23 protein-coding genes are annotated in these 24,011 nt (G+C 59.0%); 7 read left to right on the top strand and 16 right to left on the bottom strand.

Annotated features, from left to right (window positions below):
• Positions 1–137, top strand: a 137-nt coding sequence (locus ACR0J5_RS06180; RefSeq protein WP_480651459.1) for a universal stress protein, incomplete at its 5' end; no start/stop codon positions are given.
• 1 nt (position 138) lies between these two features.
• Here ACR0J5_RS06180 and ACR0J5_RS06175 read toward each other — a convergent pair.
• Genes ACR0J5_RS06175 through ACR0J5_RS06165 form a run of 3 tightly spaced genes read right to left on the bottom strand, consistent with a single transcriptional unit; the run spans position 139 to position 4,227 of the window.
• Positions 139–1,179, bottom strand: a complete 1,041-nt coding sequence (locus tag ACR0J5_RS06175; RefSeq protein ID WP_480651404.1) for a lipocalin-like domain-containing protein — start codon at positions 1,177–1,179, stop codon at positions 139–141.
• Complete coding sequence (locus ACR0J5_RS06170; protein ID WP_480651402.1) at positions 1,169–3,583, bottom strand: FtsX-like permease family protein; 2,415 nt, start codon at positions 3,581–3,583, stop codon at positions 1,169–1,171. Before ACR0J5_RS06170 ends, ACR0J5_RS06175 begins: the two co-directional genes overlap by 11 nt.
• Positions 3,580–4,227 (bottom strand): ABC transporter ATP-binding protein, encoded by a 648-nt coding sequence (locus ACR0J5_RS06165; protein ID WP_480651400.1) that lies wholly within the window; start codon positions 4,225–4,227, stop codon positions 3,580–3,582. The genes ACR0J5_RS06170 and ACR0J5_RS06165 overlap by 4 nt, the downstream gene beginning before the upstream one ends.
• Positions 4,228–4,386: 159 nt before the next feature.
• On the opposite strand from ACR0J5_RS06165, the gene ACR0J5_RS06160 reads away from it, so the two are divergent.
• Positions 4,387–4,821 (top strand): ion channel, encoded by a 435-nt coding sequence (locus ACR0J5_RS06160; protein ID WP_480651457.1) that lies wholly within the window; start codon positions 4,387–4,389, stop codon positions 4,819–4,821.
• Here ACR0J5_RS06160 and cls read toward each other — a convergent pair.
• The 3 genes from cls to ACR0J5_RS06145 form a co-directional block, all read right to left on the bottom strand.
• Complete coding sequence (gene cls / locus ACR0J5_RS06155; protein ID WP_480651399.1) at positions 4,818–6,230, bottom strand: cardiolipin synthase; 1,413 nt, start codon at positions 6,228–6,230, stop codon at positions 4,818–4,820. The genes ACR0J5_RS06160 and cls overlap by 4 nt on opposite strands.
• Before the next feature lie 23 nt (positions 6,231–6,253).
• Positions 6,254–7,228, bottom strand: coding sequence for an HAD family hydrolase (locus tag ACR0J5_RS06150; protein WP_480651397.1), 975 nt, complete (start codon positions 7,226–7,228; stop codon positions 6,254–6,256).
• 72 nt (positions 7,229–7,300) lie between these two features.
• On the bottom strand, positions 7,301–8,911 hold the full coding sequence (locus tag ACR0J5_RS06145; protein WP_480651394.1) for an arylsulfatase: 1,611 nt from the start codon (positions 8,909–8,911) through the stop codon (positions 7,301–7,303).
• 242 nt (positions 8,912–9,153) lie between these two features.
• Between ACR0J5_RS06145 and ACR0J5_RS06140 the strand changes: the two genes are divergently transcribed.
• Positions 9,154–9,780, top strand: a complete 627-nt coding sequence (locus tag ACR0J5_RS06140; protein WP_480651393.1) for a Crp/Fnr family transcriptional regulator — start codon at positions 9,154–9,156, stop codon at positions 9,778–9,780.
• On the opposite strand, the gene ACR0J5_RS06135 is transcribed toward ACR0J5_RS06140, so the two are convergent.
• The 8 genes from ACR0J5_RS06135 to ACR0J5_RS06100 all read right to left on the bottom strand — a co-directional run bounded on the left by ACR0J5_RS06135 (position 9,777) and on the right by ACR0J5_RS06100 (position 18,210).
• On the bottom strand, positions 9,777–10,928 hold the full coding sequence (locus ACR0J5_RS06135) for a hypothetical protein (RefSeq protein WP_480651392.1): 1,152 nt from the start codon (positions 10,926–10,928) through the stop codon (positions 9,777–9,779). The genes ACR0J5_RS06140 and ACR0J5_RS06135 overlap by 4 nt on opposite strands.
• Before the next feature lie 77 nt (positions 10,929–11,005).
• Positions 11,006–12,511, bottom strand: a complete 1,506-nt coding sequence (locus tag ACR0J5_RS06130) for a VWA domain-containing protein (RefSeq protein ID WP_480651390.1) — start codon at positions 12,509–12,511, stop codon at positions 11,006–11,008.
• Complete coding sequence (locus tag ACR0J5_RS06125) at positions 12,508–13,491, bottom strand: vWA domain-containing protein (protein WP_480651388.1); 984 nt, start codon at positions 13,489–13,491, stop codon at positions 12,508–12,510. The genes ACR0J5_RS06130 and ACR0J5_RS06125 overlap by 4 nt, the downstream gene beginning before the upstream one ends.
• Positions 13,488–13,964, bottom strand: a complete 477-nt coding sequence (locus ACR0J5_RS06120) for a DUF4381 domain-containing protein (RefSeq protein WP_480651386.1) — start codon at positions 13,962–13,964, stop codon at positions 13,488–13,490. Before ACR0J5_RS06120 ends, ACR0J5_RS06125 begins: the two co-directional genes overlap by 4 nt.
• Positions 13,961–14,908, bottom strand: a complete 948-nt coding sequence (locus tag ACR0J5_RS06115; protein ID WP_480651384.1) for a DUF58 domain-containing protein — start codon at positions 14,906–14,908, stop codon at positions 13,961–13,963. Before ACR0J5_RS06115 ends, ACR0J5_RS06120 begins: the two co-directional genes overlap by 4 nt.
• 16 nt (positions 14,909–14,924) lie before the next feature.
• On the bottom strand, positions 14,925–15,902 hold the full coding sequence (locus ACR0J5_RS06110) for an AAA family ATPase (protein WP_480651382.1): 978 nt from the start codon (positions 15,900–15,902) through the stop codon (positions 14,925–14,927).
• A 112-nt stretch (positions 15,903–16,014) separates the two neighbouring features.
• Entirely contained in the window at positions 16,015–17,121 is a 1,107-nt protein-coding gene (locus tag ACR0J5_RS06105; protein ID WP_480651380.1) for an acetoin utilization protein AcuC, read from the bottom strand.
• A gap of 3 nt (positions 17,122–17,124) precedes the next feature.
• Positions 17,125–18,210, bottom strand: a complete 1,086-nt coding sequence (locus ACR0J5_RS06100; RefSeq protein ID WP_480651378.1) for an AI-2E family transporter — start codon at positions 18,208–18,210, stop codon at positions 17,125–17,127.
• A 156-nt stretch (positions 18,211–18,366) separates the two neighbouring features.
• Here ACR0J5_RS06100 and ACR0J5_RS06095 point away from each other — a divergent pair, with 156 nt between their 5' ends.
• Positions 18,367–19,260: a YihY/virulence factor BrkB family protein gene (locus ACR0J5_RS06095; protein WP_480651376.1), complete on the top strand. Its 894-nt coding sequence runs from the start codon at positions 18,367–18,369 to the stop codon at positions 19,258–19,260.
• Between the two features lie 146 nt (positions 19,261–19,406).
• Positions 19,407–19,547, top strand: a complete 141-nt coding sequence (locus ACR0J5_RS06090) for a hypothetical protein (protein ID WP_480651374.1) — start codon at positions 19,407–19,409, stop codon at positions 19,545–19,547.
• Positions 19,548–19,549: 2 nt separating this feature from the next.
• Here the strand turns inward: ACR0J5_RS06090 and ACR0J5_RS06085 are convergent, their stop codons facing one another.
• Positions 19,550–20,266, bottom strand: a complete 717-nt coding sequence (locus tag ACR0J5_RS06085) for an RlmE family RNA methyltransferase (RefSeq protein WP_480651372.1) — start codon at positions 20,264–20,266, stop codon at positions 19,550–19,552.
• A complete protein-coding gene (locus ACR0J5_RS06080; protein WP_480651370.1) occupies positions 20,266–21,378 on the bottom strand; it encodes a Ppx/GppA phosphatase family protein in 1,113 nt (370 codons plus the stop codon). The genes ACR0J5_RS06085 and ACR0J5_RS06080 overlap by 1 nt, the downstream gene beginning before the upstream one ends.
• Before the next feature lie 180 nt (positions 21,379–21,558).
• On the opposite strand from ACR0J5_RS06080, the gene ACR0J5_RS06075 reads away from it, so the two are divergent.
• Complete coding sequence (locus tag ACR0J5_RS06075) at positions 21,559–23,445, top strand: PhoX family protein (protein ID WP_480651368.1); 1,887 nt, start codon at positions 21,559–21,561, stop codon at positions 23,443–23,445.
• A 250-nt stretch (positions 23,446–23,695) separates the two neighbouring features.
• Positions 23,696–23,992 (top strand): virulence factor, encoded by a 297-nt coding sequence (locus tag ACR0J5_RS06070; RefSeq protein WP_480651366.1) that lies wholly within the window; start codon positions 23,696–23,698, stop codon positions 23,990–23,992.
• Positions 23,993–24,011 lie beyond the last annotated feature (19 nt).

The raw sequence follows: 24,011 nt of genomic DNA, 5'->3' as shown, positions 1-24,011 counted from the left end.
TCAAAACCGCCGACAACGCCGACTCAGACCTCATCGTCATCGGAGCCCACAAACCAGACCTCAAAGACTACCTCCTCGGCCCAAACGCCGCACGCGTAGTCCGGCACTCAAACGTCTCAGTGTATGTGGTCAGGTAAATCAGTAGCCCGTCATCTCAAGATAACCGCGTCCGCTGTGGCTGCCGGTCACGATGACGGGACCCTCCCAGTATTCGAACCGGGTGCCCATCCAGGCACCGGGAGTGAGGGCTGAGACCTTAACATCTATACCACGGTCGGGCAGGGTGACGCGCCAATGGACCGGAACGTCGCGCCCCGCGACCCGAGCGCTGTCCAGCGGCGTGAAGGAGGCCGAGCCATTGGGTAACACCGTTGTAGTCCCATCCGCAGCGATCCATGTGGCCGCCGTGAAATCGCCGCGCCCGCCGCGCAGTCGGAAGGCCATCAGCTTGTCGCCCCCCTCAAAGCTGAGTGAGAACCAGTCCCAGCCGCTTTGATCTGCCGCCAAGGGTTGTGAGGACCATTCGCGATCCAGCCAGCCCTGACCTGTGACCGCAACATCGCCTTCGGGCAGGCGCAAAACGCCTTCGACCGTGTAGAAAGGCTGTGAATAATAGTGGCTGGCTTGTCCATCAGCGGATTTGACTGAGTATCCGGCGTCGCCATGAAAGACCAGCGGGCCCTGGGTGGTCAGGTCCAGCGCATAAGAGAATTCCGGGCCGCTGGCCGTTAGGTCCACCTTATCCAAATCGTCCCCACGCATGTGCCATTCGTCGATCCATGCCTCAAAGGGCTGGGCCGTCACACCTGCCTGACCGATGCCGCCGCGTGACAGGCGCTCGGCAAAGTAGTGCGCGTCAGGGGTGGTGACGGCGGCATGGCCCATCCACAGCTGCGGGCTTTGCCAGCCTTCGGTTTGGGACGGTTTCAGGGCCGAGCGGAACAGCGTCCATTGGATGCCATAGTCCCGGCCGTCTTCACCGGTCAGGTTTGCTGTCAGATACCACCATTCGATGCGAAACGTAGGATGCGGGCCGTGATCGCGGGGGAATTCGAATTGAAAACCGCGCTGAGGAACGTCGAACCCTTCGGCTGTGCCACCCAGACCGGCATAGCCCTGCGCCCGCAGGGCCGCAGGCATGAGCAGGAAAAGGATGCACAGGACAGCTTTAACGTTCATTGGCAAACACCCTCAGCAAATTGACAGGTGGCAGGCGCAACAGGCGCAGCGCGGGCAGGGCGGCTGCGATCCCGGCGGCCAGCAGGGTCAGGCCAAACAGATAGGCCCAATCAAGGGGAAACAGGTGCATCGGCAGCCGCCAGCCAAAAGCCTGCACATTGATGACAGCAAGCAGCGCCCAGGCGAGAGCCAACCCCAGCGGCAGCGCCAGAACCGCCGTCAGGGCGGCCAGCAGCACACTGCGCAACAGCTCTAACCGGGCCAGATGCGCGCGGGTCAGGCCAAGGGCCCAGACAGGCGCAATCTGTGGCAGGCGTTGGGTCCACAGGGTCAACAGGCTGGTCAGAATGGCAAAGCCCGCGACGCCCAGCGTCAGCACGTTCAGGGCCGATGTCACGACAAAGGTCTTATCGAAAATCGCCAGCGATTGCGCCTTCATCGCGGCCTGCTGCACAACCGCCCCGCGCGGGAGGTCAAAGCGATCCCGCAGTGCCCGGGCCATCTCGGTCGCACGATCCGGGTTCAGCACGACCCCAAAGCGGCGCGTGTCCACGCCACGGGCGATCCGGTCCAGTTGGGGCATCGAAACGATTGCCTGACCGGTCGGGTTGCCATAATCGGAATAAACCCCGGCGATGGTCAACCTGTGCGGGGCTCCAAGGCTCAACGTATCACCGGGCCAGAGGTTGGCGCGGCGGGCCAGTTGTTCATTGATCAGAACGGCCTCTTCGCCATGGACGCGGTCCCAAACGTTGTCAGAGGCCGAGATCAGCGGCCAATGTTTGCGATAGGTTTCGTGATCCTTGATCCCATAAAGGAACAAGGGCCCGCTGTCATGCGCCAGCTCAACACTGCGGATGGGCAGGATGGCGTCGACCTGCGGGTCCAGCCATTGCGCGATCTGTTGACCTTGCGCATTGTCTGCGGCGGTCACGTAAAGCTCAGATGTCAGGCGCTGATCCAGCCAACCGACAAAGGTCAGTCGAAAGCTGGACACCATCGTGCCAACACCGATATTCGCAGCCAGCGCCAGCAGCAATGCCATCAGGGCCAGGGACAGGCCGGGCAATTGCGCGCGCATATCCGCCCAAATCCATTGCGCCACAGGGGTTCGCGCCCTGGTTTCAAAAACGGCCAGAACCAGGGACAGCAGGTAGGGTAAAAGCAGGGCTGTCCCGGTCAGAATGCCACCAACCATGGTAAACCCGGCGACGAGACCTTCAATCGTGTATCCGGTGACAAATCCACCGACGATCAGCAGCACGCCAAGTAGGCCAAGGGTGCGTTGCCCGGTTGCAGCACCGCGCCAGGCCTGCAGCCCTCCGCCTGTAAGCAGTGGCATTTGGGTAAGCCGGTACAGCGCCTGACTGCTGGCCAGCAGGGTGCCGGCCAAGGCCATCGCCAGACCCGCGAGAACCCATTGCGGCTGCAGCGACATCTGCCCGTCAACCGGGGCGCCATAAAGCCCCCGCAGCGTGACGGCGACATCAGGCAATAGCAGCCCGGCCAAAAAGAACCCAAGGATCAGACCCAACACCCCGCCAATGAGAGCCAGCAGTATGAGTTCGACCGAGATCATCACCACCAGTCGCCGCATCGATACGCCAAGCGCGCGCAGGGTGCGGATCATTGGGCGTCTCTGGGCAAAAGCCAGCCCGACCGTCCCATGTACGATGAACAGGCCAACAGCAAAAGACAGCAGGCCAAAGGCGGTCAGGTTCAGATGAAAACTATCCGTCAACTGGGCTGCGTCCAGCCGGTTGGTGGCCTTGGCGCGCTGAAGATCGGGTGCGATTTCGGTGAGGGGCCGCAGGTCTCGTGGCTGCTCGGGCAGGATCAAGAGCCGAGAGATTTGGCCGGGCCGATCCAACAGTGTCTCGGCAACACCAATGTCAGTCAGGATCAGATCGGGCGGCAGCGCCTCCGAGGTCAAAACTGGCGGTAACCCGTCAATACGCATCAGAAACGTGGTCAGATCGGGCGCGGCCAGCAGGCGGCCCGGCGCGGTCAGCATATCGGCCGGGTCGGGCGGCGCGTCCGAGCTTTCAACCTGCGACACGGCAGGCAGGGCCGGGTGCGTTACCATGTCTACGCCCATCACCTGAAACGTCTGCCCGTTCAGGCGCATTGCCCCTTCAAGCACCGCCGCCACCTGCCAACCGGCGCGGCGTAGCGCCACGTATTGGTCCAGAGCAATCAGGCCCGAGGGTGCGCGCAGTTCGTCATATTGCCCCAAGGCAAGCTGATCACTGGCGCGCTGATAGCTGGCGCGGGCCTCGGCATTGATGGCCTGCACGGCAGACCACAGCCCGGTGGCCAGCGCGATGCCGATCAGCAACGTGGCCAATTGCAGCTTGTGACGCCGCCAATGCGACATCAGGGCCTGAATGACGGCCACGGTCATGAGATGTGTCCACCCGCCAGATGTACATGCCGGTCCAGCCGTTCGGCAATGTCCTGTGAATGGGTGACCAGCAAAAGGGCCGCACCTGTTTCGGACACCAGAGTCAGCATCAGGTCCAGAACGTTTGCGCTGGCGGTTTCGTCCAGATTGCCGGTGGGTTCATCCGCCAGCAACAGCTTGGGCCGGGGGGCCATCGCGCGCCCGATGGCCACGCGCTGTTGCTGACCGCCCGACAGATTCTCGGGATAGCGCTCTTGCAAATCGGCTAGGCCAAGACGTTCGGCCAATTGCGCGGTCCAGCGGGGGTCTTCGCGCCCGGCCAGCCGGGCGTGGAAGGACAGGTTCTGCCCAACCGTCAGCGACGGGATCAGGTTGAATTGCTGAAAAACAAGCGAGACACTGCGCCGCCTCAACGCCGCCCGCCCGGCGTCATCCAGCGGCGACAAAGGGGTGCCATCCAGCGTGATCTCTCCGCCGTCGAACCTGTCCAGCGCGCCCACCAGGTTCAGTAGCGTGCTCTTGCCGCTGCCGCTTTCGCCGGTCAGGGCCAAGGTCTGACCCTGATCCAGCGTCAGCGACACATCCCGCAAAACGGGGCGGCCGCCCGGATAGGATTTCTGAACCCTGTCGATCGCCAGCAACATGCACAACGTCCTTATCTGTGTGGGGCACAATGTGCGCCTGATCGCGCCAGAGTCCAGCGCAGTGCCGTACACGTTTCCATTGGTCGCAGCCTTGTCCTTTGTCCGCTAAGTCGCCATTGTGAGACAACTTCTTGTGATCCTCATATGGTACGCGAACCGATGACCCTAACGCAGCAGATTCTTTGGGGCAGTGTCTATCTGGGCGTCTGCTTCCTGTTTGAGATCATCCTTTTGACATGGTGCACGCAGGTGCTGCGTCAGGTGTCCCTGCGGCTGGAGAACAGCAAAAAATTCATCTCGATTGCGGCTCCGATCTGCATTGCGCTGGTCTTTATCGTCGCGATCCACACGTTTCAGGTCTGGCTATGGGCGATTGTGTGGGTGCTGGGTGATGTGCTGCCGGATTGGAACTCGGCGCTGTACTTCTCGTTGGTGACATTCACGACGCTGGGCTATGGCGACATCGTTCTGGGTGAGGCATTGCGGATATTCGGTGCCTTTGCCTCGGTCACCGGTTTGTTGGCTTTTGGCCTGTCGACGGCCTTCATGGTTGCCCTGATGACGCAGGTCTTCAAAGAAGAGCTGATGTCCTAAAGGATCGGTGAGAACAGCCGCGCAATGGGCGAACCGAACCGGATATAGGCGGGTTGATCCGGCAGTTTCTTTGTCAACTCATAGCTTTTTTCAAAATCGGCCAGCAGCATGGCCTCGACCGCTTGCGCGGCCCGCTGGTCGAAAAACAGCGCCATCGCCTCAAAATTCAGCCGGAATGAGCGGTTATCCAGATTTGTGGTGCCAACGGCGGCCAGCGTATCGTCCACGACAAACGCCTTTTGGTGCATGAACCCATCGGTATAGCGGAACACGCGCGCGCCGCAGGCCGTGACCTCATCAAAATAGGCAAAGGCCGCCAGCCAGGGCAGGCGGTGATCCATCACCTCGGGCACCAGAATACGCACATCCACACCGCGCAAGGCCGCGTGCTGAAGGGCGGTCATGATGTCGATATCGGGCACGAAATAGGGCGAGGCGATCCACAATCTTTCCCTGGCCTCGGCAATGGCGGCAAAGAACATCATCGCGCCGGTTTCCGTGTCATCACCCGGGCCGGTTGCGACGATCAGCGCGTTCATGTCCTGCTCGGATTCGGTTCCTGCCCAGTCCAGATCGTCGATCAGGTCTTCTTCGTGGGCCCAGTGCCAGTCCTCGGTAAAGATCAACTGCAACTGCCGGACGATATGACCGGTCATCTTGATATGCGTGTCGCGCCAGTGGCCGAAATAGGGGCTCTGACCCAGATACTCGACCCCTACGTTGTGGCCACCTATAAATCCGGTCTCACCGTCGATGATCACGGTTTTGCGGTGATTGCGATAGTTCAGCTGAAAGCGGTATTGCGGGCCGCGCCGGTCGCGGGGATTGGCAATCTGCACACCGCCTGCACGCAGCGTGTCAAGATAGGCGGTCGGCAAACCATAGCTGCCCACCGCATCCGTCATGAACCGCACGGTCACACCACGTTTGCAGGCGGCCAGCAACTTGTCCCGCAACTGCTGGCCCAACGTGTCGTCGCGCACGATATAGAACTGGATCAGGATATAGGACCGGGCGGCGTCGATGGATTTAAAGATGGCATCAAACGTAGCCTGTCCGTCGATCAGCAACTCAGCCCCGTTCCCGCGCGAGACGGGCAGGTGGGCAAGTGCCTCAAACGGGCGGGGATTGATCGGCATCGTATCGGGGTCGGGAGCCGAGAAATCGGCAAAGCTCTTGATTCCTTCGACAACACGTTCGCTGCGTTGGCGGGCGATACGATACCCGCGAAACCGGTGATGACCCAAAAACAAGTAAAGCGGCACCCCCAGCATTGGCGTTGCGATCAGAAACACCACCCAGCCAACCGCGCCCTGTGGGGTGCGCGCGGTCTGCGCCGCGCGTATCGCGAACAACGCGGCCGTCACGTACAGAAAGAAGACGGCCGCGGAAACAAGCAATGTCCACATGGGGTTATCGGTCTCAGGTTGCCTTAGTCGGCCCCAGTGTAGATGCGATCCCAGTCTTGCGCCATATCAACGATGACCCAGCCCATATCAGGGCCTTTGTCCAAACCATCGACCAGTTTGCCAATCGGGCTTTCGCGGTCATAAGCCCATTCGCGTTCGGCGTCGGTGTGATGAACCAGAACGCCAAGACGCGGGCCGTCCCCGGCTGTGGTCCATTCCAGCATCGCAAAGTCGCCGTCCGAATTTCCTCCGGCCAGAATGGGGCGTCGTCCGATGGTACGTTCGATGTTGATCGGTTTGCCCTCTTTGTCGTCGACAAAGGCGATATCCGGTGCCTTGGTGATGGTCGGAGAGCCGCTTGCGGTGTCATAGATCGTGTCAGTATATGTGCCCAGAACCTGCTCGGGTGGGATGCCATAGGCGTCCTCGGCAAACACACGCATGAAATGCAGACCGCCGCCTGACACGATATAGGTCCGGAATCCTTCATCGCGCAGATAGCGCAGCAGTTCGACCATCGGCTGATAGGTCATCTGATCATAGGGCAGGCCCGTGTCCGGATGGCGCGCCGTGTCCAGCCATTCGGCGACGGCAGTCTTGAAATCGTCAACGCTGATGCCGGAATGGGAGGCATTCACCACTTCGATCAGCGCCTCATGGCCGCCTTCAAGAACGGCCTGCAGGTCGCCTTGCGCCGCCGCCTTTAGCGTCGGTGTGGTCAAGATCGACGGGTCAGCCCCTGCAAGGTCCGCCAGACGATCCATGGCAAAGGTCAGCTGAAAATAAACCGGTTGTTCGGCCCAAAGCGTGCCGTCATTGTCAAACACCGCAATCCGCTCGGCCGGGGTTACATAGTCGGCGCTGTTGGGATCGGTGACGGTTTCGACGAAATCCACGATACGGGTCTTGGCGTCGGATGTGTCCCAGCTTGGTAGAGGATCGGCTGCCGACCCCAGCGGCAAAAGCAGAAAAGCGGCAGAGAGAACTGCGTGCTTCATGTGAAATTCCTTTGTATCTCAATTGAAAAAGGGCCGCCGTTGAACCGGCGGCCCCTTGGATTTTACACAGGATCAGTTGTTGGTCGGTGCCGAGAGTTTATCCATCACCTGCTCCAAGTTGAAGCTGGCCGCCTTTTGGCGCGGCGGATATTCTTGGAAGGTTTCCAGGAAAGTTCCGACATATTGCTGCGCGGGCACCAGGAAATAGGCCCGGTCCAAAAGCCAGTCATAGTAGGTGTTGGATGTGCGATAGGCGCGCTCATACGGATCACGACGCAGGTTGATGATCAGCGGAATGCGCAGTTCGGTCCAGGGTTCGATCCAGGCGCGCAGGGTGCCCCAGGCCTTCTGCTCAAGGAAGATCAGCTTCCAGTCGTCAAAGCGCAGCGCGGTCAGGTCACCATCATCCGAGAAATAAAAGATCTCTTTCCGCGGGCTTTCTGTTGCTTCACCAGTCAGCAGAGGCAGGATGTTGTAACCGTCCAGATGAACCTTGTAGTCGCGGCCCATACCCGACGAGCTGTAACCCTCTTTCAGCTTTTCCTTGATCTCAGTATCGCCTGCCACGGCCAGATAGGTGGGCAGCCAATCCATATGGTGCACGATCTCGTTCGTGACCGAGCCGGGCTCAATCTGACCCGGCCAGCGCACCATCGACGGCACGCGCCATCCGCCTTCCCAATTGGTGTTTTTCTCACCCCAGAACGGCGTCGCAGCTGCATCAGGCCAAGTGTTCATGTGCGGGCCATTGTCGGTCGAGTAGTGCACGATTGTGTTGTCGGCGATGCCAAGCTCATCCAGCAGGTCCAGCAATTGGCCCACATGCATGTCATGTTCGATCATACCGGCCGAGTATTCGTCGGTGACACGGCCTGCGATCTCATTCGCCTGGGCGCGCATCTCGTCTTTGACATGGGTGCGGAAATGCATGCGAGTGCCGTTCCACCAGACATAGAAGGGTTGATCCTGCTCATGCGCGCGCTTGATAAAGTCGATTGCAGCGGCAACGGTTTCCTCGTCCACCGTCTCCATGCGCTTCTTAGTCAGCGGGCCGGTGTCTTCGATGGTGCCATCCGCCTTGGATTTGATTACACCGCGGGGACCATACGCGTCGCGGAACGTGCGACCATCGGCCAGAACCGCATCGCCGGGATAGTCTTCGTTCTCGGGCTCTTCTTCGGCGTTCAGGTGATACAGGTTACCAAAAAACTCGTCAAAACCGTGGTTTGTGGGCAGATGCTCATCTTTGTCACCCAGATGGTTCTTGCCGAACTGGCCGGTGACGTATCCATGATCCTTGAGCAAGCCCGGAATTGTGGGGTCTTCGACCTGCATGCCCAGATCCGCACCGGGCAAACCTACCTTGGACAGACCTGTCCGATAAACCGACTGCCCCATGATGTAGGATGAACGGCCAGCGGTACAGGATTGCTCACCGTAATAGTCGGTGAAAATCATGCCTTCCTTGGCTATGCGGTCGATATTGGGCGTGTTGTATCCCATCAGACCCATCGTGTAGGCCGAGATATTGGATTGCCCGATATCGTCGCCCCAGATGACCAGAATGTTGGGCTTCTGATCCTGCGCCCAGGCGGGGATTGCCAACGCAACGGCAACGGTCGCCACAGCAACGCGACGCAAACCCGCGCGCCAGCTGTGTGAAAACGTTCGTGGTGGGGACATGGTATGCTCCTGATTTAAAAGAGTTAGTGAAACTCCGAGTTGTAATTTCCTTCGGAGGCTGGCTAGTGCTGCCATGAAGATGTCGATCGCGTATCGGCGAAGGGTCACACGGTTGGGAATCGAACTCTGGCAGCTTAGGCCAAAAGCTCTATTTGAAACCCATCATATGATGATATTTATAGGTAATGATGCGAAATAAATTGAATGATATTAACCTCTTGAAAGAGGTTGGCTGGTTCAGTATGCGCTCCGAATCGTTCCAGAACGATTTGTTGAGAATCGGCACCGCAAAGTGTTTTTCCGCGCATGAGGGGCTGTATCACTATGGTGACCCAGCCAATGGAATTTTTGCCATCCTCAAGGGCGGGGTGCAGATTACAGCACCTGCAGATGACGGTCACGAATTCGTCGTGCACCGCGAAGGAGCAGGATTCTGGATTGGCGATCTGGCCCTTTTCGCCGATGCGCCCCGGTTGGTCAGTGTCGCGACCACGCAGGACACGCAGGCTTTGTTTTTCCCCAACTCGGCGATCAGCAAGCTGATCAAGGCAAACCCGGATTACATTCGCGACTTTTACGCCCTGACCCAGGAAAACATGCAAACCGCACTGCGGATCATGGCCAACATGGCAGTCACCGGTAGCGAGAAAAGGCTGGTTTTGCGGCTGCTGCATCTGGATGAATGCACCGCGAAACCCGAGGGCTGGATCGTGGTCTCGCAAGAGGAACTGGCCGAGATGATCGCCGTATCACAGCCCACATTGCATCGCAGCCTTCACCGGCTCTCGGACATGGAGTTGATTGAGCTGGGCTATGGGCGGGTTCGGTTGAAGGACAGGCAAGCGTTGATTGCGAGCTGTCAGAACTAAGGGTTCAAGGGCGGAAGAGGCTGTTGTTGAAGGGCACCGCCGTCCCGCAATCGCTTTTGAGCCGTGCGGGCAGAGGACCATGCTGCGGTCTCGTCATGGCCATCACGTGCATAGCGCGCAGCACCAATGTCGGACAGCGTGCCCTCTAACCGCCTGTACCCTTGCGGATCGCGACAGCGGGCTTTCCATACCTCCAGCGCGGAATAGGCGGCAGTCAGGTCCTGATCACGCAGGGCTTGTCCTAACTGCAACCCGGCGTATCTGGCGGATGCCCGGTATCTTTCCGCACGGTCTTGTCGCCACCTGCCAATACGCGGTCCGAACACCCGAAACGCTCCACCGACCGCAACGGCGACCCCGACCACCCAAAAACCGTATCGAAGCAGGTCTTGAAGCGAGGGAATTCCGGGCCCGGCCGCTGCAACCGTGATCTCAACCGCATCCGTCGTGGCCGTTTCGACACTGTTACTTGAAAGATTGAACCATTGCACCGTGACCGGAGGCAATTGTGTCTGACCGCTGTCTTGCGCGACATAGGTGATCTCATCCACACGCTGCCCGGACAGTATGCCGCGCTCTTCGGTTTCGCTGAAACGGGGTTCTTTGGGATAAGAGCGTAATGTATCCGTTTGATTTTCAGTTATTAATACGGGAATCATCAACGGGCTTGCCCCGTCAATCCGGGCGGTCAGGCGACGGGTTATGGCGCCGCCTGTCTGCATCTCTGTGGAACCTTCGATGTCCTGGCTCAGCTCAAAACCGGTTGCAACAATCAACGGGGCCAGATCGCGCGCGGCCTCTGGGACCACGGCGTTGAATGCAATGGCTTGAAGCGGCACAGACACTTGAACCGGCGCATTTGTTTCAGGATCGGCATAGGTGACGGTCATGTCCTGCGCTGGAAAGCGCACCTCTCCCTGTGTCAGGGGATAGACGCGATAACGCCGCTGAACACCGGACCACGTCGCCCCGTCTATGGACTCGCTGACAGGCCCCGAGGCGCGCTCGGGCAAGCGAACCAAAAGGTTTTCCTGCTCAAGCGTGGGAAAGACCGGAGGTGACGGCATGAAGGTAGGCACCAGAACCTGAATGCGAATATCGGCGGGTTGGCCGACCACCACATCTTTGGTCGGTGCGCTGATCGTCACGCGGGGAGTCAAATCGGGCGTGCCTTGTGAAAGGCCAATGCCAGGAAGTGCAGAAAAGATAAGGATCAGGGCGTATCTCATTGGTTCTGCACCTGATCTTCCAATCGGAATCGATTGCGTAGAAAATCCTGCATGTCCGTATCAATGGCACTGATCCATTGATCCGGGGAAAGCGCCGTTCCGCCGTCGGTCTGCGCCTCAACCTGAGTTGTCTCGCCCCGAGCATCTTCGTTATCGAAAACGGTATCGTCGGCTCCGATCCCGGATTCCTCGCCGGTGTCGGACTGTTCACGTGAGGTTTCGACATAGTCCAGAATTGCCGTGGCGACGTCCAGATTGTGTTGCGCTTCGGCCCATTCCGGGCGCCGCTCCAAAGCAGTCTGAAAGGCGGCGATCGCAGGCCGGTATTCACGGTTTCCAATCCGCGCCATGCCTTCGGCAAAGGCGGCTTCAGGCGTGTCCAGCTCGGCGAAAATGGCGGCCGCTTCGGGGTACTGGCCCGATTTCAGCTTGGCGTATCCTTGGTGATACGGGTCTTGAAACAGCTCTGCGGCATCCGCATAGCGTTTGGCATTCATGGCGATCTGACCTTGCTGGTCCGGCGTCAGAAACCAGTCGCGCCACCCCTGGGCCGAGGCCGGGCTTGCAGGTTGCAGCAGAAACGCCCCCAGCAAAGCCCAACGAATGACCCAACCGCGACGGAACCACAACAAGGTCAGCAAGGCGGCAGGCCACGCCAGAAGCCATCCCTGATCCCTCCAAACGTTTTGATTGTCTTCATCCAAGGCGTCCTCATAGGCTGTCTGGATATGTTGTTGCAGCCGGGTAATGTCGCGATCACCATCGGAAAAGGGCACCACTGTTGCGTCCGGTACATTATCAAGTTGGGCAATCGTGCCACCCTCTGGCAACATCGTCAGAAACAACACCTGTGTCGCTGTGTTCTGGAACGGTGCAAGCTGTGCGGGGTCTATATCGTCCAAAACGAACAAGATCGCCCCCGGTGTTTCGTTGCCCTCCAAAACCGTTTCCGCCAAGGTCAGTGCGTCACCGGCCGCATCGCCCGGGATGGGCATGACAGCGGGTGCCAACCCCTCAAGCAAGGGGCGTAGGATCGATGCGTCCTCGGTCAACGGAGCCACTTGATGAGGCGAGCCTGCATAGGCAAGCAAGGCCGTTTGCGCGCCGGATCTTGCGGTGATCAGGTCCGCGATTTTGAATTTCGCCCGGTCAAGCCTGGATGGGGCAAGGTCGCCGGCTTCCATGCTGTCGGTAACCTTGAGGGCGATGACAAGAGGGGCCGTATCTGCAACCAATGGGTTGGACATCCGCGCCCAAGTCGGCCCTGCGGCGGCCAAAGTGACCAAGATGGCTGCAATCATCGCAACATCTACAGGGTAGAGGCGGCGGGTCGTTTCCGCGTTCAACGTCAAAGCCCGTGCCAGATGAGGTGCGATGCCGGATGGCAACTGCGCTGTCCCCGAGGCTTTGGGGCGCACCGCCCACCAGAGGCCAAATATCGGGATCAAGAGCAGAAGATAGCCCGTTCGAATAAAATGAAACTCTGAAACTGCGTCAATCATTGGATGCCCCGCCGTCGGTATGCGATGTTGAGCCCAGTGATCGTCACAAGCATAAGTGTTAAGGCGATCAGCAAAGGGATATGCGCAAGGCTGATGCGCGGGCGGTAGCTCTGGGTTTCGACCACGCGCGGGTTTTGGTCATCAATGATCTGATAGGTTTCTGTCAGGGCGGACTGATCGCCAGCGAAAAAGTACTGTCCTCCGGTCCGGTCGGCGATGGCCTTCAGCGCATCCAGATCGACGCGATCCTCGCCTGATGCGTCCGGGTCTCCGACGCCGATAGTATAGACGGTGACACCTTTGTCTGCTGCGATGGCCGCGGCGTTGGCGGGGGCCATGCGGCTGGATGTATCGGCCCCGTCGCTGAGAACGATCATCAGGCGTTGTTCAACTTCGCTGGACTCGAAAAGCCGGATGCCAAGGCCGATCGCATCGCCCAACGCCGTGTTTGGACCGGCCATACCTACCTGTGTTTGGTCCAGGAACCCATTCAAACTGTTGATATCTTCGGTAAAGGGCGCCTGAACAAAGGCCCGCGTTCCGAAAATGATCAAGGCTATGCGATCATCCTGACGATCAGCAATGAAACCGCGCACGACCTCCTTGACCGCTGCCAGCCTCTGGGTAGGGGTTCCGTCCGGACCTACAAAATCTCTTTGATCCATCGACCCAGAGATATCGAGCGCCAAAACCACGTCCCGGGCAGATTTTTCAACTACAATCGGGTCGTCCAACCTCTCGGGCCGGGCCAGAGCAGTTACGAGCAACACCCAGATGACTGAAACGACGATCGTTTGAAGCCTCGTCCGGCGGGCAATGGTCGACCCCGACCGTGGCTCAGCCCGCGCAGCTTTGGCGACGTGCCGGAAAAATGGTATACGGATTGCACTGGTCTTTTTCCGGTACGGGGGCGCGAACCGATAGATCAACAGCGGAACCGGGAGGGCGACGAAGGCCCAGGGGGCAGCGAATGAAATCATTGCAACCGCCGTTCTGCTTTGTGGGTCTTGATCCACTGACGTGCATAGCTTTCTATGGCAGGATTGGAAGACGTGGTTCTGAAAGGGGCTTCGGACAGTATCTTGCTATTGGATTCAGATAGACCTTTCTTTTCAGCTGATTGCGAGAGAAAACTTATCCAGTCTGTGCCGTGTAATGAGGCAACCCTGTCGCGTGGATAAGCGGCCAAGGCCGTGCGACGCAGGATTTCGGCGATCTCGGCAACGTCGTTGTCCGCAGCATCCAATGCGCGCAGGGCTGCGCGCCGATAGGCGTTTGATTGGCGGTGCCGTCTGACGGCGTACAGCCCATATGTCAGGATCGAAAAGACCAGAACAGCCAATACAACCCATCCCCAGGTCTGCGGTGTCATCGGGATCGGCGCAGGAACAGGGGCGGGTTCGAGCATGTCCAAAAGCTCAACCAAAGATTTGCCCTGAACATCGACGCTCATCTTCCTACCTCTCGATGGCCGAATTGTTTCATTAATTGCGACAAAGCCGGGTCCAAAGTGGTCATTGGAACGATTGGAAAGTTGTAACGCCGGGACCAGTCGTGCAGGTTGGACAACCGGTGTTCCAACCCGGATCGAATGCGGCCCGCCAGGTCTGGGTCAGAAGCGTTGATCTCAATCTGCTGATCCCCGTCGGACACGGTGACCCTCAGGCCGGGTGTCAACTCGCGCGCGCTCGGGTCGGATATATTGAATAATATCAGATCATTCGAGCGCGCAATTTGCCTGAACAAACGCTCGGACGCCTCGTCCAGCCCGTCGAAGTCGGAAAAGACACAAACAAGCGCGTTGGTATGGGCAATGCGCGTGGCCTGTTTCAGAACGTCATTCAGCCCGAGAGTTGGCGAAGGCCGTAACGAGGCGTTCAACCGGCAATTTGCAGTTGCGACAGACGACAGGAACCGTCTGAGGGCAGCCGGGCGGCGCTGCGGGTGATGTTCGGCCAGATCCGTGTCGCCAAAGACAATGCCGCCAACCCGATCCCCTTGGCTCAGGATGCGATGCGCGGCGATTGCGGCCGCCTCGGCGGCGATGACCGATTTCATGTATTGCTTTGTCCCGAAGAACATCGAAACACGCTGATCAACCAGCAAAAGGGCAGGGCGATCGCGCTCTTCTGTATAGACCCTAACATGGGGTTTACCGGTGCGCGCCGTGACCTTCCAGTCAATGGTTCGGATGTCATCGCCAGGCAAATAGTTCCGCAACTCTTCAAAGTTCAAACCCCGACCTCGCAGACGCGAGCTATGGCGACCATTGAGAACAGAGCGTGCCGGCTGATGCGGAAGCAGGCTGATCGCACGGGACATTGCACCCAACCGCAGCAGGTGGTTCGCGTCCACATGGATACGAGGGTCGTTCTGATATGGGGCGGGTTGGCTCACACGTTATGCCTCTTGGTCATGGCAGGGCCACCAGGCGCAGGATGTCGGCGATGACGTCATCCGGGGTTTTGGCGTTTCCAAGCGCCTCAAAGCTGAGTGTGAGGCGATGCCGAAACACGTCATGGGCAATCGCGCGAATGTCCGCAGGATCCACATAGTCACGCCCGTTCAACCAGGCATGCGCGCGCCCGCATTTGTCCAGCGCCAACGATGCACGCGGGCTGGCGCCGATCTCAATCCAACTGGCGAGGTCATCGTTGTAAATCTGAGGGGTTCTGGTCGCCTGCACGAGGTCTGCCATATAGCGATCCATGGCTTCAGACACGTGGATTTGTCCGATCTCAGCCCGCGCCTGAAAAACGGCGTCTTGCGGGATGGGTGTGGGCAGGCTGTCAGGTGATCCCGTACCAGCGGCAATCTCTTCGTTTCGCACAAGACGGATCACTTCGACCTCGTCCTCGACCGGTGGGTAGGTGATCTGAACATGCATCAGAAAGCGATCCATCTGAGCTTCGGGCAGGGGATAGGTGCCCTCTTGCTCAATCGGGTTTTGCGTGGCCATCACGATGAACAGCGGGTCCATCTTGTGGGTTGTACCGGACACGGTGACCTGACGTTCCTCCATCGCCTCCAGCAAGGCGGCTTGCACCTTGGCCGGGGCGCGGTTGATCTCATCGGCCAGCACGATGTTGGCAAAGATCGGGCCCGGCTCGAACCGGAAGGTGCCGCCGTCGTCGGTTTGCTGGAACACTTCGGTTCCGGTCACATCCGAGGGCAGCAGGTCAGGCGTGAACTGTATCCGGCTGAAAAGCGCATCCAGATTGCGGGCCATGGCTTTGACGGCGCGGGTTTTTGCCAGCCCGGGCAAGCCTTCGATCAGCAGGTTGCCATTGGCCAGCAGCCCGATCACCAGCCGGTCGATCACGTCGGTTTGCCCGATGATCGACTGTCCCATACGGGATTTGAGTTCATTTATCTGATTAATTGCATTCATTTGGTTGATCCAATTGCAGCCAGATTTGAAAAGCTGACCTGTCACAAAGTGTCAATGCGGGAATTCCTATTGGTCGCAGCAGCTTAACAGGGTTTTGGCACCTGATCTACCGTCAAATCCTTTGCGCCAGATGGGCAAGGTCGGCGCGTATTTCAGGCCGGATGGCACCCCGGTTCGGGGCATCGCGCAGTGTGGTGACCCAATGCGCGGGGCGTTGTTTTCCGGCGGCGCGGTTCCAGGTCAGCCCGCGCAGGATGGTTTGCGATTCGGCGTTCAGACGAGTGGGAACCTCATGTCCGTTCAGCGTCGCCCAGACACCGCTCCACAATCGGGCAACAGACCAGGGGTTGTAGCCGCCACCGCCCAGCACGAGCAGGCGCGCGGTCAGATTTTGTAGATGCGCAACCGTTTGCCAATGGGCGTTGTTGGACAGGGTCAGACGGGAAAGCGGGTCCTCGGCCACCGCATCCGCCCCACATTGCAGCACGATGGCCTGAGGAGAGAAAGCAACGGTTGCGGGCAGGATCAACTCCTCAAGGATCGCGTCAAACTCATCATCGTTGAGGTCGCGCGGGACCGGCATGTTAAAGGCTGCACCGCCCGCATCATCGTCCAATGTGCCGCTGAATGGCCAGCGGCGGGTTTCGTGGACCGAGATCATGCGTACTTGCGATGATCCGCGAAAGGCCAGTTCGACCCCGTCGCAATGGTGAGCATCGATATCGATATAGACGATGCGGTTCAGCCCCGCCTTCAGCAAAGTCAGGATCGCCAGAACCGGGTCGTTCAGATAGCAAAACCCGTTGGCCCGCTCGGGCAACCCGTGATGCGTGCCGCCAGCGGGGCTGAAAACAACGCCACCGTCACGGATCATCTCGGCCCCCAACATCGACCCGCCTGCGGCGGTGGCCGGACGTCGATACATCTCAGGGAATATCGGATTTGACAGGGTGCCCAGCGCATGTCTCTGCCGCACCTCGTCCGAGACGGCCTGGTTCTGCTCGGCCTGATACAAGGCGTCGATGTAGTCGGGCGAGTGAAATGCCGTCAGGGCCGAGGGTTTGGCGCGCGGGCTCACCCGGTAGTTTGTTGGGGTCAGCCACCCTTGCGCCCGGCACAGATCGATCACGGTGGACACACGCGGGATCGCCAGCGGGTGCTTTGAGCCGTAAGTCGAGCTGCGGTAGATTTCTGACCCGATGAAAATTGGGGGCTTCATGACTTAGTTGGCCGGTTGCGTGTCAACATCCTCGCCCAGCCTGCCGTCCAGCGACATCAGGATGGCGATGGGCCGCAGGGCCGGGATGTGGCTGAACACGATCAGGATGCACACCGTTAGCGGGACGCTGAGGAAGGCTCCGATCAGGCCCCAGATCGTGGTCCAGAACATCAGTGCGAGGATCACCAGAAAGGTAGACATGTTCAGCGACCGTCCCAGCATGGCGGGGTCCAGAAAATTCCCGATCATGAACTGAATGGTGCCACAGCCCAACACGATCACCAGAAAGGGGCCGATGCTGTCGAACTGCACCAGGGCGATCATCGAGGGGAAGATCACGGCGATAATCGACCCGATTGAGGGTATGAAGTTCAGCGCAAAGGTCAGTACAGCCCAGGTCTCGGCAAATTCGAGGCCCATGATTTTGAAAACCGTATAGCTGATCCCGGCGGTGATCAGGCTGATCAGGGTTTTGACGCCCACATACCGCTGCAGGCTGAAGGTGATCGCATCCAGAATGGCCGCGAATTCCTGCCCGGTTTTCACGTTGCCGGCGGCCAACTGTATCTTTTTGCGAAAGGCCAGCCGTTCAGCCATCAGAAATGCGACATAAAGGCTGATCAGAAAGAACTGGTTCAGCAGCGAGGTTGCACTGCCCAGCAACACACGCGCGATATAGGACATGTCGATGTTGATCAGATTGTCGCGAATGAAAGTGGTGACGTCATTGCCCACAAGACCAGTGACGCGATTGACCGCTTCGTCGAACTGGTTTTCATAGGTGCTGATCGTGCGGGCAAACTGGGTGGCCTGACTGCCCAGGATATACATGATCATGAACAAGCCCGCCAAAACCACGGTAACCCCTGCCACATTGGCCAGCCATACCGGCATGCGGGTCAGTGCAATGATCCGGTCGCTTAATGCGATAATCAGCACATTTGTCAGCAATGCCATGGTCAAAGGGATCAAAAAGGCGGCCCCCGCATAAAGACCCAGCACCACCAGCGTAGCCACAATGCACACGTCGCGAACAACGGAAAGCTTCAGCTTTGACGGTGTCTCGGGAAAACTGGGGTCCGGTGTCATGGCCAGCCGATCTTAGATGGTTCGCGTTGCAGTCCTGTCTGATCCTGCACAGCCGGGTTGGATTATGCAATGCGCCCAGATATTTGTCTTTGAATATTTGCACGCCGCGTGGTTTTGCAGGTTCTGCGGCGGGGGCAGTCAGGCTAGGCTCATGGGATGAGCGCGCGTGTGATTCCCTATGTCAGCCGTCCCATTCAGGGGCTTTGGATGGCGGTCGTACGCTTTGATTCCAAAAACGGATTTGTCATGAGCAGCCACGTCGCGATGTCGATGATGCTGGCCTTGTTTCCGTTTGTCCTGTTCACCGTCGCCCTGGCGGGGTCTCTGTCGCAGGACTATGTGACGGATGAGTTGATCGAGCTGATTTTCGGCGCATGGCCGCAGGACGTCGCGGGGCCGATCGTCACTGAATTGCGCGCGGTTCTGGCCGAGTCCGGCTCGGGCGTGATTACGCTGGGTGGTTTGCTGGCGGTATTCTTTGCCTCGAACGGGGTGGTGGCAGTGCGCAAAGCCATGAACCAAGCCTATCACGATCATGACAGCTGGCCATTCTGGAAAACGCGCCTGTTATGCCTGAGCCTCGTGATCTTCGGCGGTATTGCCATCATGATCATCGCAGCGGTCGAAGTCATTTTACCGGCCTACACGCAGTTGGTTTCTGAAAAGACGGATGTAAACGTATCTGACTGGCTGTCCGTCGACCGCCTGCGCTGGACCTTTACAGTGGCAGTACCGGTCTTTGTCGTGCTGTTTGCGCATCTGATCCTGCCAACCGGGCGGCACAAGATTCGTCAGATCATACCGGGCGTCTTGGTGACCCTGGCGCTTTGGGCTGCCGGAGGGTGGGGGTTTTCGGTCTATATCGCCCAGTTCGCCTCGTACAGCGCGACCTATGCCGGTCTGGCCGGGGCCATGGCGGCGCTGATCTTTCTGTATTTGTGTGCAGCAATTCTGATCCTGGGGGCTGAGTATAACGGCGCGTTGATGGACCTGCAGGGTGCGGATGACCCGGACACTGAACTGGACAGCTCGACCCCAGAACAGCCTTAGCAAACCGCGCAAAACGGCCAGCTTTGCGCCACGATCCCGGCAAAATTCGTCGTTAACCTTAGGTCACGTTAGCGTTTTGGTATGCGTATAGGTGACTTATGGCGGGTAAGCCGGTTCATACATCCCAGCTGCAATATCCCTTAACCGTGGATCAGCGTGTGGCGAATCTTCAGGCGAAGAAAGCCGAATACATCAAACATGGTGAAGCACTGCTGCTGCAACAAACGGCATCAGCCTCGTTGCGCGAGCAGTTCCTGACCGGCGACCGGATCTGGCTGGACGACTGACCCTAGCCCCGGAACCCGGTGGCAACCACGAATTTCTCGGAACTGTCCGAGCGGGACGCGGGCGGTTTGACGTTCGCAACCTTGTCAAATTTCTGCTTAAGCAGCTTTTGCAGATCGCCCTCGGCGCCCCCGGCCAGAACCTTGGCCACGAAGGTGCCGCCTTCCTCCAAGACGTCAAACGCAAAATAGGCCGCAGTTTCGCACAGCGCCATGATACGTAAATGGTCGGTCTGCTTGTGCCCGGATGAGGCTGCAGCCATATCCGACATTACCACATCAGCCTTGCCGCCCAGCCAGTCCTTGACCTTTTGATCGGCGTCATCTTGCATGAAATCAAGCACATGCGCGGTTGCGCCCGCCACGGGTTCGACCTCTTGCAGGTCGACGCCCAGAACTGTGCCGATCCGTTTGCCAGACCTCTCGCCCAGCGCGTTCACCCGTTTGACGGCAACCTGCAACCACCCTCCGGGCGCGCAGCCCAGATCAACCACACGCGCGCCGGGGACGAGAAAGCGGAATTTGTCGTCCAGCTCCAGTATCTTGTAGGCGGCCCGCCCACGGTAGCCTTCGGCATTTGCCCGTTTCACATAGGGGTCGTTCAACTGCCGCTCAAGCCAGCGGGTCGAGCTCAGCTTGCGCCCGCGCGCGGTCTTGACCTTGACCTTCAGGTCGCGCTGTCCGCGGCCCGAGTTGTTTTTGCCACTTGGTGTCTTCGCCATCAGAACGGTCCGTCTTCCAATACGCCGTCGGCACTCATCTGAGCATACAGCAATCCTTCGCGCAGCCCACGATCCGCCACAGAAAGGCGATCTGTGGGCCAGCAGCGCAGCAATGCTTGCAGAATGGCCGAGCCGGACATGATCAGGGCCTGCCGGTCATCGCCGATACGCGGATCGCGCCGCCGCCCCAGTGGGCCGAGTTCTAAGTATCCCCGTATGACTTTGTCAATCTGATCGCTGGTCATGCGCAGACCGTCCACCTTGGTCCGGTCATAGCGTTTCAGCCCCAGATGCGAGGCCGCCACCGTGGTGACCGTGCCGCTGGTGCCTACGATCTGGAACCCTTCACGGGCCTGTTCGTCCTTGTAGGGGGCGAAATCGGCCAGGTTTTCTTCGAAAAACCAGCTCATCAGCGCAAAGCGGGCCGAGTCGTCTTCGACGTCGTGAAACTGATCGCGCAGCGTTGCTACGCCAAGGGGCACGCTGATCCAGTCGACCACCTTGGCGGCGGGAAAGGGGCTGTCGCTTGTGTGAAACCCGGCATGCAACCGCATGATCGCCGCCGGGCGATCCCGGCGCGGTATGGATGAGATGTCGATCCAAACAAGTTCGGTCGAGCCGCCGCCGATATCGACCACCAAAAGCTGTTCGGTCTTGGTGGATACCAGTGGCGCGCAGGAAATCACGGCCAGACGGGCCTCTTCCTCGGGCTGGATGATCTCAAGGTTCAGCCCGGTTTCGCGGCGCACCTGACGGATGAAATCGCGCGAGTTCTTCGCACGCCGACAGGCCTCGGTCGCGACCAGGCGCATCCGTTTGACCTTGTTGCGTTTCAGCTTTTGCTGACAGATGCGCAGCGCCTGAATGGTGCGCGCCATCGAAGACCGGGACAGCCGTCCGGTCCGCTCCAAACCCGCGCCCAATTGCACGGATTTCGAGAAACTGTCGACCACATGGAACCCGCTGCCCTTGGGCTGGGCGATCAACATGCGGCAACTATTTGTACCCAAATCCAGCGCCGCATACAGCGCATCCGGATCGGGTCTTGCCGGCGCGGGGCTTTCGACCGCCTTGGGGAACGCGCCCGCACCTTTGGGACGCTTGGGCGCCATCTTTAACGCCCTCCGATTTTCGAGTTGCTTTGACCCTAGGCGGCGCTTTGCCGACGCGCAAGTGATTTCAAAGTTGAAATCAATGAGGCTGTCATATCTCATTTACACTCGGGTGCCATTTGGAGTGCAGTCCCTGCCTTGGGATTCCTCACCAGCTTACAGCCAGATACGGAGTCTGCCATGAAAGATGATCGCCGCCTCACCTTTGACGAATTTGACGAAGTTGTGAATCCGCGTCCCGAAGAATGCGATTTTGACCGTGTCGTTGAACGTGCGCTGTCGCGGCGCGGCTTCCTTGGCGGTGTTCTGGCCATGGGCAGCTTTACTGCCGTGGCGGGTGGGATGATCCCATCGGGCGCACGCGCCGCTTCGGACCGGTTTGCCTTTAAGGCGGTTCCGGTGTCCACAGCCGATGAGGTGATCGTCCCGCAGGGGTACAAAGCCGAAGTATTGGTGCGCTGGGGTGATCCGCTGTGGTCTGACGCGCCCGAGTTCGACCACGCGACGCGCGGCACTGCCGCCAGCCAGGAACGTGCCTTTGGCGACAACACGGACGGTCAGGATGTGTTCCTGCACGATGGCCACGTCCTGCTGGTCGTGAACAACGAATACACCAACCGCGATATCCTTTGGGGCAACAACCCCGAGGCGCTGGCCACATCGTATGACGATGTTGCCAAGGGGATGATGGCACATGGTGTCACCGTGGTTGAAATTGCCAATACCGACGGCACATGGGCCATCGTCAAGGACAGCCCCTATAACCGTCGCATCACGCCCCAGACGGATATGGCGCTGACCGGTCCGGGGGCAGGTCACGATCTTTTGAAAACCGAAGCCGACGCCACAGGCACGACCTCGAAGGGAACGTGGAACAACTGCGGCAATGGCATGACGCCGTGGGGCACCTATCTGGCCTGCGAAGAGAATTTTAACGGATACTTCTCTTCCTCTGACGAAGCCTATGAAATCAGCCCTGAACTGCAGCGCTATGGCGTTTCGGCGTCGGACTGGGGCTATGGCTGGGCCAATATCGACAAGCGCTTTGACGTGTCGAAAAACCCCAACGAGCCCAACCGCGCAGGCTATGTGGTCGAGATCGATCCGACCGATCCCACCTCGACCCCGCGCAAACTGACCGCTCTGGGCCGGTTCAAACATGAAAACGCCGAAGCCATCGTCAACAAGGATGGCCGCGTGGTCGTGTATATGGGCGATGATGAGCGGGGTGAGTTCCTGTACCGTTTTGTCTCGGACGGCGTCTATGCGGCAGGGGTGGACACCAACGCGCTGTTGGAAAACGGCACATTGTCCGTGGCGCGCTTCTATGAAAACGGCACGGGTGAGTGGCTGGACCTGACGCCCGAGACCACCGGAATGGCCTCGTTGGCTGAGATCAGCGTGCATACACGTCAGGCCGGATCGGCGGTTGGCGCGACCACGATGGACCGCCCTGAATGGGTCGCAGCCAACCCGAACCTGCCCGAGGTTTATTGCTGTCTGACCAACAACAAGAACCGTGGCGTCAAACCGAATGCCGGGGGGGACGATACTTCGGTCAATGGTCCCAACCCGCGTGAGGCTAATAACTATGGCCAGATCGTGCGCTGGCGTCCTGCCGGTGGGGATCACGCGTCGGCGGATTTCGATTGGGATCTGTACGTGCTGGCCGGTAACCCGACGGTGCATCAGGACGTCTATGGCGGCTCGGAAAACGTCAGTGCTGACAACATGTTCAACTCACCCGACGGGTTGAAATTCGACAGCAACGGCCTGCTGTGGATTCAGACTGACGGTAACTATGGCAATGAGGGTGATTTCCAGGGCCAGGGCAACAACCAGATGCTGGCAGGCGACCCGGTCACCGGTGAAATCCGCCGTTTCCTGGTTGGCCCGAATGAGTGTGAGATCACCGGCCTCAGCTGGTCGCCCGACCGCCGCACCATGTTCGTGGGCATTCAGCACCCCGGCGAAGAGGGCAACAGCCACTGGCCCGAGGGCGGGGATGCGGTTCCGCGTTCAGCCATCATTGCGGTGACTCGCGAGGATGGCGGCCTGGTCGGTTAAGACCAGCCGACACTTGCCAATTCAGCCCCGGATGGTCGCCACTGTCCGGGGTTTTCACGTTGTTATGCGGCGCATTCATGCAAGTGTTTAGAAATTTGATCTACGCGCTGGCCGGGAAACCCGTTAGACACCCGGTACACCGTCGTGGGCGAAAACGTCGCTTGAAAAGCGCCTTGTGTCGAAAATCGACCGGCCCAAACCCATATAGACGTTTAGAACCGGGCCATCTGGTTAGGAGGAATCAAAGGCAATGCCTGACGTCACCATCGTTTATTGGCGCGATATTCCCGCCCAAGTTATCGTGGGCAAAGGTCGCCGCGGCGCAAAGCGGCAGCTGGAAGAACGGTTCGAACAAGCGATCGACCGGGCCGCGATGAAGGTGAACGCAAAGGACAGCGATGCCTATCTGGCCGAATGGCGCAAAGCCGACCCTTTCGTGGTTGAGGGCGATCCGTCCGAAATCGCTGAATCCGAGGCTGTGCGTCTGGAAACAGAATACGATCAGGATCGCATCAAGGCCCTGATCGCCAATGACGGTTGGGCATGAAGCCCGGATCTATATGGGA

Source organism: Ruegeria sp. BE1, assembly GCF_056538885.1.
The sequence above is the reverse complement of the archived record's forward strand: the minus strand, read 5'-3'. Positions and strand labels throughout refer to the sequence as shown.

Bases quoted from the DNA above. Each gene is read 5' to 3' on its own strand.
- ACR0J5_RS06160 (WP_480651457.1), top strand. From the start codon at position 4,387: ATGACCCTAACGCAGCAGATTCTTTGGGGCAGTGTCTATCTGGGCGTC.
- ACR0J5_RS06125 (WP_480651388.1), bottom strand. From the start codon at position 13,491: ATGATTTCATTCGCTGCCCCCTGGGCCTTCGTCGCCCTCCCGGTTCCG.
- cls (WP_480651399.1), bottom strand. From the start codon at position 6,230: ATGTGGACATTGCTTGTTTCCGCGGCCGTCTTCTTTCTGTACGTGACG.
- ACR0J5_RS06140 (WP_480651393.1), top strand. From the start codon at position 9,154: ATGCGCTCCGAATCGTTCCAGAACGATTTGTTGAGAATCGGCACCGCA.
- ACR0J5_RS06100 (WP_480651378.1), bottom strand. From the start codon at position 18,210: ATGACACCGGACCCCAGTTTTCCCGAGACACCGTCAAAGCTGAAGCTT.
- ACR0J5_RS06110 (WP_480651382.1), bottom strand. From the start codon at position 15,902: ATGAATGCAATTAATCAGATAAATGAACTCAAATCCCGTATGGGACAG.
- ACR0J5_RS06130 (WP_480651390.1), bottom strand. From the start codon at position 12,511: ATGATTGACGCAGTTTCAGAGTTTCATTTTATTCGAACGGGCTATCTT.
- ACR0J5_RS06145 (WP_480651394.1), bottom strand. From the start codon at position 8,911: ATGTCCCCACCACGAACGTTTTCACACAGCTGGCGCGCGGGTTTGCGT.
- ACR0J5_RS06080 (WP_480651370.1), bottom strand. From the start codon at position 21,378: ATGGCGCCCAAGCGTCCCAAAGGTGCGGGCGCGTTCCCCAAGGCGGTC.
- ACR0J5_RS06085 (WP_480651372.1), bottom strand. From the start codon at position 20,266: ATGGCGAAGACACCAAGTGGCAAAAACAACTCGGGCCGCGGACAGCGC.
- ACR0J5_RS06095 (WP_480651376.1), top strand. From the start codon at position 18,367: ATGAGCGCGCGTGTGATTCCCTATGTCAGCCGTCCCATTCAGGGGCTT.
- ACR0J5_RS06120 (WP_480651386.1), bottom strand. From the start codon at position 13,964: ATGAGCGTCGATGTTCAGGGCAAATCTTTGGTTGAGCTTTTGGACATG.
- ACR0J5_RS06165 (WP_480651400.1), bottom strand. From the start codon at position 4,227: ATGTTGCTGGCGATCGACAGGGTTCAGAAATCCTATCCGGGCGGCCGC.
- ACR0J5_RS06175 (WP_480651404.1), bottom strand. From the start codon at position 1,179: ATGAACGTTAAAGCTGTCCTGTGCATCCTTTTCCTGCTCATGCCTGCG.
- ACR0J5_RS06170 (WP_480651402.1), bottom strand. From the start codon at position 3,583: ATGACCGTGGCCGTCATTCAGGCCCTGATGTCGCATTGGCGGCGTCAC.
- ACR0J5_RS06075 (WP_480651368.1), top strand. From the start codon at position 21,559: ATGAAAGATGATCGCCGCCTCACCTTTGACGAATTTGACGAAGTTGTG.
- ACR0J5_RS06105 (WP_480651380.1), bottom strand. From the start codon at position 17,121: ATGAAGCCCCCAATTTTCATCGGGTCAGAAATCTACCGCAGCTCGACT.
- ACR0J5_RS06150 (WP_480651397.1), bottom strand. From the start codon at position 7,228: ATGAAGCACGCAGTTCTCTCTGCCGCTTTTCTGCTTTTGCCGCTGGGG.
- ACR0J5_RS06070 (WP_480651366.1), top strand. From the start codon at position 23,696: ATGCCTGACGTCACCATCGTTTATTGGCGCGATATTCCCGCCCAAGTT.